This window comes from Snodgrassella communis, from assembly GCF_914768045.1.
Taxonomy (GTDB): domain Bacteria; phylum Pseudomonadota; class Gammaproteobacteria; order Burkholderiales; family Neisseriaceae; genus Snodgrassella; species Snodgrassella communis.
The window spans coordinates 222,691-239,702 of the sequence record NZ_CAJZCD010000001.1; the positions used below are offsets into that span (position 1 = coordinate 222,691).

13 protein-coding genes are annotated in these 17,012 nt (G+C 44.5%); all 13 read right to left on the reverse strand.

The features are described from left to right. Nucleotides 1-46: 46 nt before the first annotated feature. Nucleotides 47-1,033 carry a hypothetical protein gene (locus MJ761_RS00970; protein ID WP_093091169.1) on the reverse strand — a complete coding sequence of 329 codons (987 nt, stop codon included), beginning with the start codon at nt 1,031-1,033 and terminating at the stop codon, nt 47-49. 73 nt (nt 1,034-1,106) lie between these two features. Next, nucleotides 1,107-1,868: a class I SAM-dependent methyltransferase gene (locus MJ761_RS00975; RefSeq protein WP_239392831.1), complete on the reverse strand. Its 762-nt coding sequence runs from the start codon at nt 1,866-1,868 to the stop codon at nt 1,107-1,109. Beyond that, nucleotides 1,868-3,343 (reverse strand): sigma-54-dependent transcriptional regulator, encoded by a 1,476-nt coding sequence (locus MJ761_RS00980; RefSeq protein ID WP_093091171.1) that lies wholly within the window; start codon nt 3,341-3,343, stop codon nt 1,868-1,870. The genes MJ761_RS00975 and MJ761_RS00980 overlap by 1 nt, the downstream gene beginning before the upstream one ends. After that, the gene (locus MJ761_RS00985) at nt 3,336-4,910 is read right to left on the reverse strand and encodes a two-component system sensor histidine kinase NtrB (protein ID WP_093091173.1); all 1,575 of its coding nucleotides are present in this window, start codon (nt 4,908-4,910) and stop codon (nt 3,336-3,338) included. Before MJ761_RS00985 ends, MJ761_RS00980 begins: the two co-directional genes overlap by 8 nt. A gap of 12 nt (nt 4,911-4,922) precedes the next feature. Next, nucleotides 4,923-7,235 (reverse strand): DNA topoisomerase IV subunit A, encoded by a 2,313-nt coding sequence (gene parC, locus MJ761_RS00990; RefSeq protein WP_093091175.1) that lies wholly within the window; start codon nt 7,233-7,235, stop codon nt 4,923-4,925. A gap of 347 nt (nt 7,236-7,582) precedes the next feature. Next, the gene (ftsZ, locus tag MJ761_RS00995; protein WP_093091177.1) at nt 7,583-8,761 is read right to left on the reverse strand and encodes a cell division protein FtsZ; all 1,179 of its coding nucleotides are present in this window, start codon (nt 8,759-8,761) and stop codon (nt 7,583-7,585) included. A 113-nt stretch (nt 8,762-8,874) separates the two neighbouring features. Beyond that, a complete protein-coding gene (gene ftsA / locus MJ761_RS01000; RefSeq protein ID WP_093091348.1) occupies nt 8,875-10,110 on the reverse strand; it encodes a cell division protein FtsA in 1,236 nt (411 codons plus the stop codon). A 51-nt stretch (nt 10,111-10,161) separates the two neighbouring features. Beyond that, the gene (locus MJ761_RS01005; RefSeq protein WP_093091179.1) at nt 10,162-10,932 is read right to left on the reverse strand and encodes a cell division protein FtsQ/DivIB; all 771 of its coding nucleotides are present in this window, start codon (nt 10,930-10,932) and stop codon (nt 10,162-10,164) included. Further along, entirely contained in the window at nt 10,916-11,827 is a 912-nt protein-coding gene (locus tag MJ761_RS01010) for a D-alanine--D-alanine ligase (protein WP_093091181.1), read from the reverse strand. The genes MJ761_RS01005 and MJ761_RS01010 overlap by 17 nt, the downstream gene beginning before the upstream one ends. A 63-nt stretch (nt 11,828-11,890) precedes the next feature. Then, nucleotides 11,891-13,300 carry a UDP-N-acetylmuramate--L-alanine ligase gene (gene murC / locus MJ761_RS01015; protein ID WP_239392832.1) on the reverse strand — a complete coding sequence of 470 codons (1,410 nt, stop codon included), beginning with the start codon at nt 13,298-13,300 and terminating at the stop codon, nt 11,891-11,893. 79 nt (nt 13,301-13,379) lie between these two features. Continuing rightward, nucleotides 13,380-14,447 (reverse strand): undecaprenyldiphospho-muramoylpentapeptide beta-N-acetylglucosaminyltransferase, encoded by a 1,068-nt coding sequence (gene murG / locus MJ761_RS01020; RefSeq protein ID WP_093091183.1) that lies wholly within the window; start codon nt 14,445-14,447, stop codon nt 13,380-13,382. 36 nt (nt 14,448-14,483) lie between these two features. Beyond that, a complete protein-coding gene (ftsW, locus tag MJ761_RS01025) occupies nt 14,484-15,638 on the reverse strand; it encodes a putative lipid II flippase FtsW (RefSeq protein WP_093091185.1) in 1,155 nt (384 codons plus the stop codon). Continuing rightward, nucleotides 15,635-16,981, reverse strand: coding sequence for a UDP-N-acetylmuramoyl-L-alanine--D-glutamate ligase (gene murD, locus MJ761_RS01030; RefSeq protein ID WP_093091352.1), 1,347 nt, complete (start codon nt 16,979-16,981; stop codon nt 15,635-15,637). Before murD ends, ftsW begins: the two co-directional genes overlap by 4 nt. Between the last annotated feature and the right edge of the window lie 31 nt (nt 16,982-17,012).

Genomic DNA, 17,012 nt, shown 5'->3' on the forward strand with positions numbered 1-17,012 from the left:
AAATAAAAATATCCAAGCTGCTTTAACTGTAAGCAGCTTTTTTAAACTAATCAACAGGACTTTGAAATAACAGTTTAAGTTTTTGCCAGAATCCCATTGTTGTATAGTAATTTAGTCTGCTATTCAAATTCCATTCTCTTTGTTTCATTTTTGCCATTAGACATGCTAAGTCAGACATTTCAGCTTTCAATTTTTCATGTTCAATATTTAACAGATTGAACTCTCTTTCTAATGTTAGCTTCTCTGCGTGATGTAACTGTTCTTTATTCTCTAGTGCAATTAAATTCTGCCGGTGTGAATTTTGCAGCTTATCTATTTCACTTTGATAAAATTTTTTAGACACTGGATCAGAACGGATTTTTCCAAACACCTTATTAGCAAACATTTTTTTCAGTGCATAATAATATTTTTCAACATCGGCCACGGTAAACTTTATTTCACCACAAAATTCTGTTCCAAGCTTTAATTTTTTAGAGATACTTACTTCAATAATAGGAATATGATTTTTTTCAAATGAATTTACTTTTTGAAAGTAACAATTATTAGTAAAAACAACTTCAATAGCTACACACCCATGCCATTTATCATATAGCTCACAATCCTTATCAAAATAACCAACAAGGTCTGGATAGTATTTCTCTTCATTCTTGTCAAAATGTTTGAAACGCAGGCAGGGCTCAACTAAAAATTTTGAAAAAGTGAAAAGATAATTATCATTATCAATGACGAAATTGATTTCAGACATTTCCATCAATATCAACATCGCTGTAGAATGATAAATGGATTCTCTTGTCTCTTTATCAATTTGCTCAGATTTGTACTTAAAAAAACCATGTTCGGATGCAGTTAATTCTAAGCGATTAATTTCATCAAACTCAGTAGAATAAAACTTGAGTTCTTTATATTCGTCCGGATTTTGTGCTTTTAATCTGAGAACATCCCAAATATAAAAAATTTTCAATTGTTCTGATTGCTTTTCATAGATAAACTGATGATTTTTATCTTTGGCATATGCCCAGACTTTTCTAGCCATTCGTCATTCTCCAGTATACAAAATATATTGTTTGCTAAATAATCCTGATCAATAAAAACTTTTCTTACTTAAATTATAAAGGCATATACCCGTCAAATCGCGTAGTTTTGCCTAAATATTGAAACGCTGGTGTTTTTTCTGCCAAAACCACACCATTAGCCGGCCGTTTTACCACAACCCGCTTTCGGGCAAACTTTTGTGCGGCCAGCAGTAGAGCCTGATCATTATGCGCATCAGCAGTACCCAGTAATTCATGAAAATACGCCATTTCTTTTTTTACCGCTGCTGATTTCTGCTTTTGTGGGTACATTGGATCCAGATACACCACATCTGGTAAGGGTATCTGTTTTTGCGTTGGTTCCAACAAATTAATACTGCCATAATGCAGATTAATCCGCTGTGCTATCGGTGCAGTCTGCTCATCTGCCCGTGCACGCTGCAAACCATCTGCCAACAAGGCATGAACATAGGGATTGTGTTCAAACACCACCACATCTAAACCCAATGATGCCATTACAAACGCATCACGGCCTAAGCCTCCGGTAGCATCCCATACAAGTGGCTGATTTTTAGCCTGAACTGCGCGTGACAGTAATTCACCCCCACCAAACAGACGCCGGTGCCGAGCCGTACCCTGTACAAAATCCACACGCACTACTCCCTTATACCCTGCTTTAGCCAGAGCAAGACCACTTTCTTCGTAAAGTAAATACAACCCTTGCGCAGGTGGCTGCGGCTGATAATGTAGCTTTTCAACAGTGAACAAATTCTTTAAGTGAATAGGCAGATTCGTTATGTCTACTACCTGACCAGTTAAAACCAGTGGTTGCATCATCAGACAATACCCAATCGTTCCATCCGGTAACGCATCGATCGAAAGCTGATACCCAGTAATTTGGCCGCCTGTGTGCGGTTGTAGCGGGTTTGTACCAATGCCTGCTGCAAGATGTGTCGTTCTATATCGTCCAGATAATCCTGTATCTGAGTGTGTCCAAACTGAAAATCCTGAGGCGATGCATGACTATCTGACGATAAGTTGCTGCTACTGTCGGAAAACGCCGTATGCTGTGCCTCCAGTTGGTGACTATGAATCTGTAGATCATCAACCTCTATAACCTGATTTTTGGATAAAGCAATCGCTCGTTCCAAAATATTTTCCAATTCCCGGAAATTGCCCGGGTAGCTGTATTGCAATAAGGCTTTTTCAGCAGCGACAGTTAAAGTCATGGTTTCACCGTGCAAAATTCGTTGCAACAAAACCTGAATCAATTGCGGCAAATCATCACGTAACTCACGCAAAGGTGGCATGGTAATGGATACCACATTCAGACGGTAAAACAAATCCTGACGAAATTGTCCCGACTCAACCAAAGTATTCAGATCTTTATGTGTTGCACAGATAATACGCACATCAACCTGTTTTTCTTCCATCTCACCAATCCGGCGTACAGCACGTTCCTGAATGGCGCGCAACAGTTTAACCTGCATTGATAATGGCAAATCTGCTACTTCATCCAGAAATAATGTCCCGCCATCCGCATGTTGGAAAAAACCTGCCCGATCGGCATCAGCACCTGTAAAGCTGCCTTTTTTATAACCAAAAAATTCACTCTCCATCAGTGCTTCTGGTATGGCTCCGCAATTTACAGCGACAAACGCTTTATCTCTGCGTGCCGATAGCTCATGAATACTGCGTGCTGCCTGTTCTTTACCACTACCCGATTCCCCTGCGATATATACCGGTACATTACTTTTGGCCAGTTTACCAATAAGTTGTCGCACTTCTGCGATTAGCGGTGAACTACCCAGTAAGCGCTCACATACAGGTGTTTCGCTGGCTTTGTCAGAAGTTGGTTCATTTTTCATTTTTTTATCAGATTGTTTTGGTGCTGATGCTTGTTTGCTGATTGGTTCGATTTCCACTGTATTATTAATGGTTAGCACAGACTTAACCAGAGTACGCAGTTGTGCTAAGGTAATTGGTTTTTGCAGATAGTCGAAAGCACCATTTTTCAGCGCCTCTACAGCCTGTACGGCATTGCCGTAAGCTGTAATCACAGCAATCGGAATATCCAGATTATGGGCAGTAATATAATCAACAATCTCCAGACCGGATCCATCCGGCATCCGCATATCTGTGAGCACCAGTGAAAAAGTATGGTTACGTAAAGCCTTTTTAGCTTCAGCCACACCTGCAGCTGTTTGTACAGATAAACCCATTTTAATCAGGGTTAATTCCATCAAATCACGAATATCGGCTTCATCATCTATCACCAGTACCGGCTTCTTTAAATCTATTTGATTATTCATCAACCATCCTTGGCAACGTCAGTTCAAATCCATTCAACTGCGGGCAATAGCTTAACTGGCCATGATTGGCCTGAGCAAGTTCACGTGCGACATACAGCCCCAGCCCCGTCCCGCTGGCTTCAGTGGTAAAAAATGGTTCAAACAAGTGTAGCTGGTTTTCAGCACTCACTCCGGCACCATTATCTATTACTGTAATCGAAATTTTCTGCTGCGCCTGTCTATGGATAATTACACGAATTGCCTGCTTATTTTGCAAGCTATGGCGCCATGCATTATTCATCAGATTCCATAAAATCTGTTGCAGATGTACTGAATCGCACCAGACAATTAAATGATCAATATCGATTTCCAGCTGAATACAATTTGCTGCCTGCGGCTTAATCAACAAAAACTCCTGCATAAATGCAGACCAGAAAACGCGCAAATCAATTGCCTGCTTATTTTTTTTATCTCGCTTATTCAGCATACTGATATCTTCAAGCATTTTATCAATACGACTGATATTCTTATCCACAATTTGAAACAGTCTAAGCCGTGCCAAATCGTGCTCTTCTTCCTGTAATAACTCATTAGCCTGACGTACAGCCGACATCGGGTTACGGATTTCATGCGCCAGATTGGCCGTTAACTGTCCTAATGACGCAAGTTTGATTGCCATAGCTTCCTGATCAATTTCGGTACGAGAGCGCATTGACAGCATCAATAGAGGGATATTGGCCTCCTGTAATAGTCGTGCATGCACTCGCATCGGCCAACCATTCAGCGTACAGTTCATCTCAAAAATATCTTTCTGTTCCGTATGCCAATGGTGCATTATCCGGCTGAATATTGTTGTGCGTGTATCTGTCATCAATATCGGAAAATAACTTTGTGCCTTACGATTAACTAACCACACCAGACCACTCTCATCCAGTACAACCACACCTTCCTGTACATAATTGAAAGCACGATCAAGTAAATGACGGTAACTATCCAGCATTTGCGATTGCTGATATTGCAAGCTTTGCGAACGCACCAGTGAAGTAGCGGCATAGGAGGTCAACCCGGCCACGAAATAAGCAGCAGCTATCAGCATAATGGCTATAGTACAAACCCGCATACCGATATTTTCAAAACCACTGTGACTTATCTGCAAACCGGCGATGATAACGATCAGTAAGGTGACATAGCCTGCATAAATCATCGGATAGCGACCACGGCTAAACAGACAAGCTGAACCAACAAATGGCAGCAGCAAAATACCGAAACCACTATCCACACCCCCACCCATGCTCATCAGCCAAGCAATCATGGTAATGTCTACAGCCGCATTAACATTCGGTAACGCATCCGTCTGATTCTGCCAGCGCGGTACCAGCATAGAAAACAATATCAGAAATCCATACAGTATCGCCCAGCTATAAAGTTCAATTGTATTGAATATAGGCCCGGTCAGATCCGGCTCGTCCATGCTCCGAGTCAGTACGTAAAACGTCATAATCGAAAACAGCAGACTCATGCGGGCAATATTGAGCAAGGCTGAAAGCCTGTCCAGATACTGCGGCCAGCTATTTATACGATTTTTCATACCGGCTTAATTTCAGTTATTTAAATCACCATGTACAGCAACAATATTACCCGTAACACTTAATTCTTTGCCTTTATGTCCACGTTTGTTACTGATATCCTGCACGCGTAATACCTCCTGATGACGTCCGCCACGTTTACCCTGTGTTTCCAGCATAAATTCTGTGCTATCCGATAGAACAAGATAATGTAGATTCTCATCTGTCGGCAAACTCATAATCTGCAGGCCACGACCTTTGGTCATAATCTTCAGTTCATGCAGCGGGAAAGCCAGCAGACGATTGGCACTAGAAACGGCAATAAGCTGAGTGTTACTGGTCACAGCCAGACTATCAGCCTTAACTGGCTGTGGTGGCAACAATGTTTCATCGCCATTAACAGTCATTACTACCTTACCGTTTTTAGTACGGCTAACCAAATCCTTGAAGGCAACCACAAAACCATATCCACCACTGTTGGCAAGCACATAATGCTGATCAGGTAAGGCACTGAGCATAGCCACTATTCTTGCGCCTTTATCCAGTTCAATCAGTGAGCTAGCCGGTACACCATCACCGCGTCCGCCGGGAATGCTAGCCGCATCCACACTATAGGCACGCCCATGTGAGTCAAGTAATATAACCGGCCATACCGTACGTCCTTCTACAGCCTGCAACAGGCCATCGCCTTCTTTGAAAGTAGTCTGACTCAAATCCAGATTATGCCCAACCCGTGTTTTCAGCCAGCCTTTCTGGGACAATATCAACGTTACCGGCTCATCAGCCGTTTTCTTAGTAAGTGTAGCTCGTTCAGCAGGTTGAATTAGCGTGCGACGCTCATCCCCATAAATTTTGGTATCAGCCTCAATTTCCTTAATAATCAGACGTTTTTTAGCTTTTTCATCCTCTAATAAGGTAGTTAACTGTTCCCGCTCTTGTTGCAATTTGTTCAGTTCAGTTGCCAGCTTAAGCCATTCCAGTCTGGCCAACTGGCGCAAACGTATTTCCAGAATATCATCTGCCTGTATTTCGCTTAAGCCAAACCTAGACATCAGTTCATGTTTTGGTTCATCTGATTCACGGATAACACGAATAACTTCATCAATGTGCAAGAAAACCGTCTGCCTGCCTTGCAATATATGAATGCGTTTTTCCACCTGCTCCAATCGGTATTGCAAACGTCGGGTTACAGTCAGGATACGAAAATCTAGCCATTCGCGCAAAATCTGAGATAAATTTTTTTGTGCCGGCTTATTATTCTGCCCCATCATAACCAGATTAACCGGCACATTACCTTCGAGGCTAGTTTGTGCCAGCAAGGTATTCATAAACTCTTCTGGTTTCAGACGACTGGATTTAGGCTCAAACACTAAGCGCACAGGATCCTGCCCGTCTGACTCATCACGTACCTTTTCCAATAGTGGTAGCATCAGAGTACGCGTATTTTGCTGCTCCTGCGTCAGATTTTTTTTACCAGCCTTGGGTCTTGGATTAGTCTGTTCTTCTATTTCTGCCAGAATTTTTTGCGCAGATGTACCTGGCGGCAATTCGGTAACTATAGCACGCCAGTGTCCGCGTGCCAGTCTTTCAATTTCATAACGTGCACGCACCCGAATACTGCCCTTACCTTGTGCATATATTGCCTGAATATCTTCCGGCGCCGTAATAATCTGTCCACCACCGGCAAAGTCAGGGCCAGGCAAATATTGCATTAATGCCATTGTATCCAATTCTGGCTGTTTCAATAGTGCCACAGCAGCAGCACTGACTTCACGCAAATTATGAGAAGGAATTTCAGTTGCCATTCCTACTGCAATACCAGAAGCACCATTGAGTAATATCATTGGTAACCGCGCCGGCAGTACTGTAGGTTCAACAAAGGCACCATCATAATTGGGAATAAAATCCACTGTACCCATGTCGATTTCTGACAACAGTAATTCAGCAATCGGAGTTAATCGTGCTTCGGTATAGCGCATTGCCGCAGCACTGTCACCATCGCGGGAGCCAAAATTACCAATCCCATCAATCAGAGGGTAGCGCAAAGTAAAGTCCTGAGCCATCCGCACCATAGCATCATAAGCAGATGCATCACCATGCGGGTGGTATTTACCCAGAATCTCACCCACCACACGTGCTGATTTCACTGGCTTGGCTCCATGTACCAGTCCCATATCTTTCATCGCATACAAAATGCGTCGTTGTACTGGTTTTTGGCCATCCGCGACATCAGGCAAAGCTCGCCCTTTTACCACACTCATAGCATAGGCAAGATAAGCACGTTCAGCGTACTGTCCCAATAACAGATAATCGTCACCGCGGTCTGGCTGTTGGATTACTTCACTCATATCATTCTGACTTCACTAAATTTTTATCTGAAACAGATTACTCAGGCTATGTATTGTAAAGGATTTCTGTCTTATACCCAAAATTGTCAGATTCTGGTTTGCTTACAAGGTAATGGCTTCAGCAGCACAAAAATAGATATTGATACATTAAACCGATTGGCAATATTCATTGCTATCCAGATTCTGCCGCACAACTTGTCGTATATTTGTACAAGAGACACAAATTTCCGGCGTTAAATACAATTTCTGTTTTAACAGTATATTTCCTGAATAAATACTATTTATATTCAAACAATGAAAAAAGCTGTCCAGAATTTATTCTGGACAGCTCTGATATTGCTGAAATATTAATCAGCCTGTCGACGGATGACCGCCGGAATTTCAAAATCATCCAGCACAGACTGATTAGAAAAATCTGCAGCAGCCAGATTCATGCTTCGCGCACTGCGACCAGAGCGCACTACGCTACCAATATCCGGATAGACATCGTCTGTACCAGTAGACTGTACAGTTTGCAATACACGTAGATTGCTTGACTGCTGATGATGTAAAACTTTCTGCTCCTGTAAACCAGTAGCAATAATGGTTACCCGGATTTCGCCCTCTTCCATACTTGGATCTTCAGATGTGCCGTATTTCAAGGCTGCATCATCATGCGCATACTCATCGATCATGCACATAACTTCCTTGTATTCAGACATTTTCAGGCAACCCGGAGCAGTAGTAATGTTAACCAGTACACCTTGTGCGCCATCTAAAGTCACATCGTCCAGCAGAGGACTAGCAATAGCCTGTTCGGTTGCAATACGAGCACGGTCAACACCATGTGCACTACCTGAACCCATCATTGCCATGCCCATGATGCTCATCACGTTTTTCACATCGGCAAAATCCAGATTGATAATACCCGGATTAGTGATGACTTCGGCGATGCCCGCTACTGCATTGCGCAATACATTATCTGCCGCACGGAAAGCTTCGCGCATACTCACGTCTTCGCCCAGTGCTGACATCAGCTTGTCATTTGGAATAACAATCAGAGAATCAACGGTATTTTTCAGAATTTCAATCCCGTTATTAGCCACCTGAATACGTTTACCTTCATATTCAAAAGGACGGGTGACTACAGCAACAGTCAGAATACCCATTTCCTTGGCCAACTCTGCCACTACTGGCGCAGCACCCGTACCGGTACCACCACCCATACCTGTAGTGATAAATAGCATATTAGCGCCACGAATGGCATCCGACAGTGACTCACGATCTTCCATCGCGGCATTACGGCCAATTTCCGGATCCGCACCAGCGCCGAGACCACGGGTCAAATTATTACCCAGCTGAATACGTTTTGAGGCCTTACTGTTTTGTAAAGACTGTGCGTCAGTATTGGCACTGATAAATTCAATACCAGCAACCGCATTATCAACCATATTGTTAATCGCATTACAGCCACCGCCACCAATACCAATTACTTTAATAACAGCAGATCCAACCACTGTCTCTACAACATCATATACCAATTGCATTCATGTCTCCTGACAAACCTGTGCATAAACGTCATCGACCTTTGTATAACTATCATTATATAGACATTTATACACAATGCGCAAAAATTCTGTCATTTAATATTTGAGTTAAGTTAAAAATTGTTCTTGAACCAAGCTTGTAATTTCCCAATCCATGACTCTTTCGGCTCGGTAGCAGCAGCTACTGGCATATTTGTTTTATTTTCATCTTCGTAGGCGGCCTGCAACAGACCAATTGCAGTGGCATAACGAGGATTGCGGATCCGTTCTGATACACCACCCATTTCCTGCGGTACGCCTATACGTGCCGGCAAATTAAATACGTCCTCAGCCAGTTCCACCATACCGGGCAATAGTGATGCGCCTCCGGTTAGAACCACACCGGAAGTCAAAACGTCTTCCGGGAAACCAGAACGACGCAATTCATTTAATGTCAATTCCAGAATTTCTTCCACACGCGGACCAATCACACTGGCCAGTGTGCGACGGGAAATTTGGCGCGGATTACGGTCGCCCACGCTGGGCACCTCAATCATATCATCCAGACCATCCATGGTAGCCAGTGCCACACCGTGATTGATTTTGATGTATTCGGCAGCACTATGCGGTGTACGTAACGCCTGAGCCAAATCTTTAGTAATTAAATCACCGGCCACCGGAATAACGGCGGTATGCCGGATAGCACCATTGGTATACACGGCAATATCTGTTGTACCACCACCAATGTCAATCACACACACACCAAGGTCTTTTTCATCTTCAGTCAACACAGCCTGACCACTGGCCAGAGGCTGTAAAATCATTTTACTGATTTGCAAACCGCAACGATTGACACATTTCTGGATGTTCTGCATGGCAGTTACTGCACCAGTGATAATGTGGATACGCGTATCCAAACGCACACCACTCATACCAATTGGTTCTCGCACCCCAGGCTGATTATCAATGATAAATTCCTGCACCACCGTGTGCAGAATATCATGATCAGGCGGAATATTCACAGCCTTAGCCGTTTCAATTGCACGGTCTATATCAGCTTGACTGACTTCACCATCCTTGATTTTCACCACACCCTGTGAATTGAAACTGCGAATATGATTACCAGCAATACCAGTTGTAATACAGTCTACCGGTACATCGGCCATCATCTGCGCTTCTTCCATAGCCTGTTTGATTGCCTGTGCCGTGGTTTCGATATTAGTCACCATACCAGCTTTCAAGCCACGCGATGGTGCCTGTCCCAAACCAACAATGTGAATTTCGCTGTCGTCCTGTACTTCACCAATAAGGGCGATTACTTTTGACGTGCCGATATCCAATGCACTGATGTATTTTTTACCTTTAACCATGGTCATCACTTTAAATTCAAATAATCAATCGGTCGGTCCGTATCAGTCCAGTTATGCTCCATGCTGATCCATTGCTGCTGCAGCATCTGTTATATTAACACCAGCTGGTTCTGAAACAGTTCTATTTTTGTACCTTAGCGCAAAACCATCCGGATAACGCAAATCCACATAATCAATATTACTGGCCTGATTCTGCAAAACCTGCTGCCACGCCCAAACAAAGCTAGCCAGACGCTGCTCTACTTTTTCCCGTCCAAGTCGCAGGGTAATACCGTTAGTTAATATCAGCTGCCAAGCAGAACGGTCACTTAATTGCAATTCTTGAACATGCAGACCGGTCGGTTGCAATAGATTTTCAAATGTTAACAAATGTACAGTCATATAGCGAGCAGAACCGGTGGTTCCAACAAGCAAAGGCAACTGTACCTGAGCTGCTGCATTAAATATCCGCCCGTCCATATCGACCAGTTGCTGTGTATTCCAGCGCGCTACCGGTACCCGCTCTTTAATATCCAATTGCACCGTATCCGGCCATATTCGTTTTACCTGAACCTTGGCAACCCATGGCAGCTTAGCCAGCTCCGCCTGCGCAGCATTTACATTCACCGTAAAAATATTACCCCGCAAATACTGACGGCTGATTTTTTCAATTTCAGTTGACTGCAAATGCTTCAGCGGTTGTAAAACCTGAATCTGTCGCACCGGAAAATAAGGTGAATGTACCACCCATGTTCCACCTGCTGCCAGCAGGCAGAATAATACACACACATATAACCAGCGATAAAGCCGTTTTAAGGCTTGCGCATTATCCCAAAGTCGCATGACTTAAAATTTCAACACACAAATCTTCAAAACTCAAGCCAATTTCACGAGCAGCTTTGGGCACCAGACTGTGCGCAGTCATACCGGGCACAGTATTTACTTCCAGAATATAGATAGTGCCATCAACATCACGCAAGAAATCTACCCGCCCCCAGCCACGTCCGCCCAGTGCTTTAAAGGCACGGGCTGTTAAATCACGCATATACTGTTCATCTGGCGCGGTCAGATCGGCTGGGCATAAATATTTAGTATCATCGCGGTGATATTTAGCTTCATAATCATAAAATTCTGTTGCCGGTACAATACGAATACTCGGTAAAACCTGCTCACCAAGAATCCCGCAGGTATATTCACCACCTTCAATTGCCCGCTCAGCCAGAATTTCACCGTGATACTGTTTCAGCTGCTGATAAACCTGTGCCAGTTCACCAGTCTGTCTGATTTTAATCACACCAACACTACTACCCTCTGCCGCTGGTTTGACAAACAATGGCAAACCCAGTTCTTTTTCTACTGCCGCAAAATCACTGTCATCCCGCAATACGATAAACGGTACACAAGGCAAACCAACACCTTGCCAGACCAGACGGCTACGAAACTTGTCCATACCCAAAGCACTGGCCGCCACGCCACAGCCAGTATAAGGAATACCTAAAGCTTCGAGCGCACCCTGTACTATTCCATCTTCACCATAAGAACCATGCAGGATATTAAAGGCTCGGGTAAACCCAGAACTGACCAGCTCAGATAGTGGGCGCTCAGATGGATCGAAAGCCTGCGCATCGATACCGCGACTTTGCAATGCTGTCAGAATTGCCGCTCCACTTGCCAGTGAAACCTCGCGTTCACTGGAGAAGCCACCCATCAGCACAGCGACTTTACCAAAATCATTCATTATTGTAATTAATCCTGTTTTTCTTTTTGCGTCTTCAGCCTAGATAAAAATAGGCTGTCCGCACTATACCGCGGCAATACCCGTAAGCATAGCCGGTACCTTATTAATACTGCCGGCACCCATATTGAGCAAAACATCACCATCTTGCAACACATTTAATAAAGTAGACGCCATTTCATCTACGTTTGCCACATAAATCGGTTCAACTTTACCCAATACTCTAATTGCGCGCATTAATGCTTTACTGTCTGCCGCCACAATCGGATCTTCACCAGCAGCATATACCTCAGTTAATACTACACCATCAGCTTTACTTAATACCTGCACAAAATCCTCAAAAAGGTCTCGTGTACGTGTATAGCGATGAGGTTGGAATGCAACCACCAGACGACGCTCAGGATAAGCACCACGTGCTGCTGCTATGGTTGCAGACATCTCTACCGGATGATGACCATAGTCATCAATCAGCAATGCCTTGCCTCCTTCCGGCAATGAAATATCACCGCATTGCTGAAAGCGGCGTCCTACACCAGCAAAACTTGCCAATCCAAGCTGAATAGCCGGCACCGGCACGCCAATTTCCAGCGCCACACCAATCACTGCCAGTGCATTGAGCACATTGTGCTGTCCCGGCATATTAACCGTTACATTAAACGGTTCAATGCCCTTTTTGCGGGTATACACATCAAAATGCATCTGCGCACCACAAGCAACAATATTAGTTGCATACAAATCAGCACTGTCATCAAGTCCATAAGTCACAAAAGGTTTCTGGATCTGCGGTAATATCTGGCGCACATGTTCACTGTCAATGCACAGAAAAGCCTTGCCATAAAACGGCATCCGATGCACAAAATCCACAAACGCCTGATGCAGCTTTTCTACATCGTGGTCATAAGTATCCATGTGATCGGTATCGATATTGGTAACTACTGTAAATAAAGGCGTTAAATAGAGAAATGACGCATCCGATTCATCTGCTTCAGCAACAATATATTCACCTTTGCCCAGCTTGGCATTTGTGCCGGCAGCAGTTAACCGGCCACCGATTACAAAAGTCGGATCCAGTCCGGCAGCCGCCAGCACAGAAGCCGTCAAACTGGTAGTAGTGGTTTTCCCGTGCGTACCGGCAATCGCAATGCCACGGCCAAAACGCATGACTTCTGCAAGCATCATAGCACGCGGGATCACTGGAATTTTCTGTGCCAGTGCAGCCACAACTTCCGGATTATCTTTTTTAACAGCCGTTGAAGTAACTACAACATCAGCCCCAGTAACATTTTCTGCACGGTGACCAGAGCAGATACGTACACCGATTGCCTGTAAATGCCGGGTTGCTGCATTATCAGCCAAATCAGAACCACTGATCTGATAACCCTCATTATGCAAAACTTCAGCAATACCACACATACCAGTACCCCCAATACCCACAAAATGGATATGGCGGATACGGTCTTTCATATTTTCTTTCATACTGTATAACTTTTCCTGCTAATCCAGACTTCCGGCTGGATACTCGGCCAAACATCCTGCAAGCCGACTCAATCATAATTTAATGGATACTAGCCACGGCTGCCGCTGCCACCTTAGCTGCACTATCTGGCTGTGCCAGTGCACGTGCCTTAGCCGCCATCTGCAAACATCGTTCGCGCGATAAATCTTTCAGTACAGTCATTAACGCCTGCGCATTCAAACCACTTTGCGGCAATAACACAGCAGCACCATCCTTAACCATAAACTGCGCATTAGCAGTTTGATGATCATCAACAGCATGGGGATAAGGTACCAGAATTGCCCCTACTCCGGCCGCTGTTAACTCGGCAATAGTCAAAGCTCCGGCACGGCAAATCACCAAATCAGCATCACGATAGGCAGAAACCATATCCGTGATAAATTCAACACATTCAGCATTGACGCCACACTCAGCATAATTATGCTGCAATTGTGCCAGCTTATTGCGTCCAGACTGATGCATCAGCCGCGGACGCTGTGATACTGGCAATAAAGCCACTGCCTGCGGTATAACCTGATTCAAAACATCCGCACCCAGACTGCCACCAACCACCAGAATATTCAACACACCCTGCCTGCCGGCAAAGCGTTGTTGTGGCGGTGGCAATGCAGCGATATCAGCCCGTACCGGATTACCAACCAGCCCGTTCTTATTAGCAAATACCTGTGGGAATGCATACATTACCTGATTAGCAAAATGCGACAGCATCTTATTGGATAAACCGGCAATAGCATTCTGTTCATGCACAAGCAGTGGCAAACCACATAACTTGGCTGCTATCCCCCCCGGGAAAGTAACAAAACCACCAAAACCAATTACCGCGTCTACACCATGTTTGCGAATGATCTGCCGTGCTGCTGTAATAGTCCTTAGCAGCGTAAACGGTAATAGCAACTTACGTTTCAGCCCATTACCACGAATACCTTTTATGGCCAGCGTTTCCAGCGGTATGTCGTACTGTGGTACCAGACGTGTTTCCATCGCACCAGCACTACCCAGCCAGACAATACGATGCCCCTGCGCCTGCAATGCCTGAGCAACAGCGAGCGCTGGAAAAATATGCCCGCCTGTTCCGCCTGCCATGACCATAAAGGTTTTTACACTCATTGTTTTTTCGCCAAGCCAAAAATATTCTGTGATTATTTAAACTTTAAACCCACGCATGACGCGCCGATTCTCATAATCAACCCGTAACAGCAAACCCACACAAATTAAAACAATCATGACGGCCGAACCACCATAAGACAACAAAGGCAGAGTAAGGCCCTTAGTCGGCAAAAGGCCAATATTCACACCAATATTAAAAAAACTTTGTATACCAATCCAAATACCAATGCCTTTTGCCACGAAAGAACCATAAAACAGTTCCAGATCACGCGCCTGTTTACCAATAGAAAAAGCACGAATCATCAGCCAAATGTAACAGAACATTAATACCAGAATACCCACAAAGCCAAATTCTTCCCCGATAACCGCCAGAATAAAATCCGTATGCGCCTCAGGTAAATAAAAACGTTTTTCCAGACTGGCGCCTAATCCTACACCAAACCAGCCACCACGCCCGATTGCCATTAACGAATGCGTCAGCTGATAGCCTTTCCCTAGCGGGTCTGCCCATGGATCAAGAAAACCGGCAATACGAGCCATACGGTAAGGTTCGAACAAAACCAACATAATCATGGCCAGTAAACCAAATCCTACTACAGCCATAAACCAACGAAACGGCAAACCGGCCAAAAACAGCAAACCAATAGCAATAACAGAAACAACTACAAACGAACCAAAATCCGGTTCCAGCATAATCAACCCCAGCCCAAGCCCTATTGGAATACCGGCAAACCAAACCTTTTTGAATTCTTTCAGTATCTCAGCGCGCCGAGTAAAAAAACTCGATAAATATAAAATAATGGCCAGTTTGAAAACCTCTGTGGGCTGAATATTGATCATTCCCATATTAATCCAGCGTTTGGCACCATTAATTTCCCGCCCCATTACCAGCACCACAATCAGCAGCATAATACTGAATAGCAACACCAGTGGAGTTAATTTTTTCCAAGTACGCAAAGGAATACGAGCCGCTATACAGCCGAAGACACCCCCACTCAATAGAAAAACAGCCTGACGAATCAGATAAAAATAGCTACTGCCACCATCATGCTGTGCATAGGCAATTGAAGCCGAGTACACCATAATCAGGCTAAAACTCGCCATCAACACCACCATCCACAGCAGTGACTGGTCAAAAGTATCGCCGCGCCGCAGCAAATTACGATCCAGCAGACGTGATTCAGTAATCATACTGCGCCGTCCTGCAACTGTTGAACACTGGCAATAAATACTTCACTGCGGTGTACATAACCCTTAAACATATCATAACTGGCACAGGCAGGGCTCAGCAGAACAATATCTCCCGGGTGCGCCAACGCAAAAGCTCGTTTAGTGGCCTGAGGCAAATCATCACAATATTCTACTGGATAAGTAGTCTCTGCCAGAGTAGTGCCCAGTTGATGAGCATCCACCCCAATCAGCAAAACAGCACGTGCCTTATCGCGCAATGCAAGCCGTAAAGGAGTAAAATCCTGTCCTTTTCCCTGTCCGCCTGCAATCAATACAATCGGCTTATCCAGCCCCTGCAAAGCGGCACACGTAGCACCAACATTTGTCCCCTTGGAATCATCAATAAATACCACACCATTGACTTCAGCCACTTTTTCTACCCGATGCGGCAAACCCTTAAATGCATGTACATGCTGGAGTAATTGCAACCGTGGTAAACCAATAGCTTCGCATAAGGCGAATGCAGCCAATACATTGGCTGCATTATGCGTACCCTGTAAAGACAATACATCATAATCCAGTAATGGCTCATTACCCGCACATAACACACCTTTATTAAGCCAGAAATCAGTAACCTGTTGTAAAGAAAACCACTTCACCGGACGATCATGTCGCAGCATCGCACGACAGAATACATCATCAGCATTTAATACCTGAATGGCCTGACCACGGAAAACCCGATCCTTACTATGGGCATAATCCAGCAAATCATCATAACGATCCAGATGATCTTCTGACACATTCAGTACCGTAGCAGCAGACGCATTCAGACAGGGCGTGGTTTCCAGCTGAAAGCTAGATAACTCCAGCACCCAGACATCGGCAGCCTTACCAGCACGCTCCATATAGGCTTCAAGTACCGGCGTACCGATATTGCCAGCCACTACCGTATCCAGCCCACACTGTGCGCACAGAAAACCCACCAGACTAGTAGTAGTAGTTTTACCATTAGAACCAGTAATAGCAATAATTTTACTATCACTATCAGTAAGCAAATCAGCAAGAATCGCCACATCACCCAGCACCACACCGCCGGCACGTTTAAAAGTAACGATAGCTTCATCACGCTGACTGATTCCGGGACTTAAGGCCAGAACATCATACTGATACTGCCCGAGCACAGCAGCCAATTCACCTGTATGAATATCAACCTGATAGCATCCTGAGACTGACTGTCGTGTCTTTTCGTCTGGCTGAGCATCATAAGCGGCCACATCAGCACCCGCCTGTGTCAAAAATGCCAGCATTGAAACGCCTGTACGTCCCAGCCCTGCAACCAAAACCTTTTTATTACGCCAGTCAATCATGGCTCAGTCCTAGACTCATTTTCAATTA

Excerpts from the sequence above, each read along its gene's own strand:
- murG (WP_093091183.1), bottom strand. The coding sequence starts at position 14,447 with ATGAGTGTAAAAACCTTTATGGTCATGGCAGGCGGAACAGGCGGGCAT.
- murC (WP_239392832.1), bottom strand. The coding sequence starts at position 13,300 with ATGAAAGAAAATATGAAAGACCGTATCCGCCATATCCATTTTGTGGGT.
- ftsW (WP_093091185.1), bottom strand. The coding sequence starts at position 15,638 with ATGATTACTGAATCACGTCTGCTGGATCGTAATTTGCTGCGGCGCGGC.
- parC (WP_093091175.1), bottom strand. The coding sequence starts at position 7,235 with ATGAGTGAAGTAATCCAACAGCCAGACCGCGGTGACGATTATCTGTTA.
- ftsZ (WP_093091177.1), bottom strand. The coding sequence starts at position 8,761 with ATGCAATTGGTATATGATGTTGTAGAGACAGTGGTTGGATCTGCTGTT.
- MJ761_RS01010 (WP_093091181.1), bottom strand. The coding sequence starts at position 11,827 with ATGAATGATTTTGGTAAAGTCGCTGTGCTGATGGGTGGCTTCTCCAGT.
- MJ761_RS00980 (WP_093091171.1), bottom strand. The coding sequence starts at position 3,343 with ATGAATAATCAAATAGATTTAAAGAAGCCGGTACTGGTGATAGATGAT.
- MJ761_RS00975 (WP_239392831.1), bottom strand. The coding sequence starts at position 1,868 with ATGATGCAACCACTGGTTTTAACTGGTCAGGTAGTAGACATAACGAAT.
- MJ761_RS00985 (WP_093091173.1), bottom strand. The coding sequence starts at position 4,910 with ATGAAAAATCGTATAAATAGCTGGCCGCAGTATCTGGACAGGCTTTCA.
- MJ761_RS01005 (WP_093091179.1), bottom strand. The coding sequence starts at position 10,932 with ATGCGACTTTGGGATAATGCGCAAGCCTTAAAACGGCTTTATCGCTGG.
- MJ761_RS00970 (WP_093091169.1), bottom strand. The coding sequence starts at position 1,033 with ATGGCTAGAAAAGTCTGGGCATATGCCAAAGATAAAAATCATCAGTTT.
- ftsA (WP_093091348.1), bottom strand. The coding sequence starts at position 10,110 with ATGGTTAAAGGTAAAAAATACATCAGTGCATTGGATATCGGCACGTCA.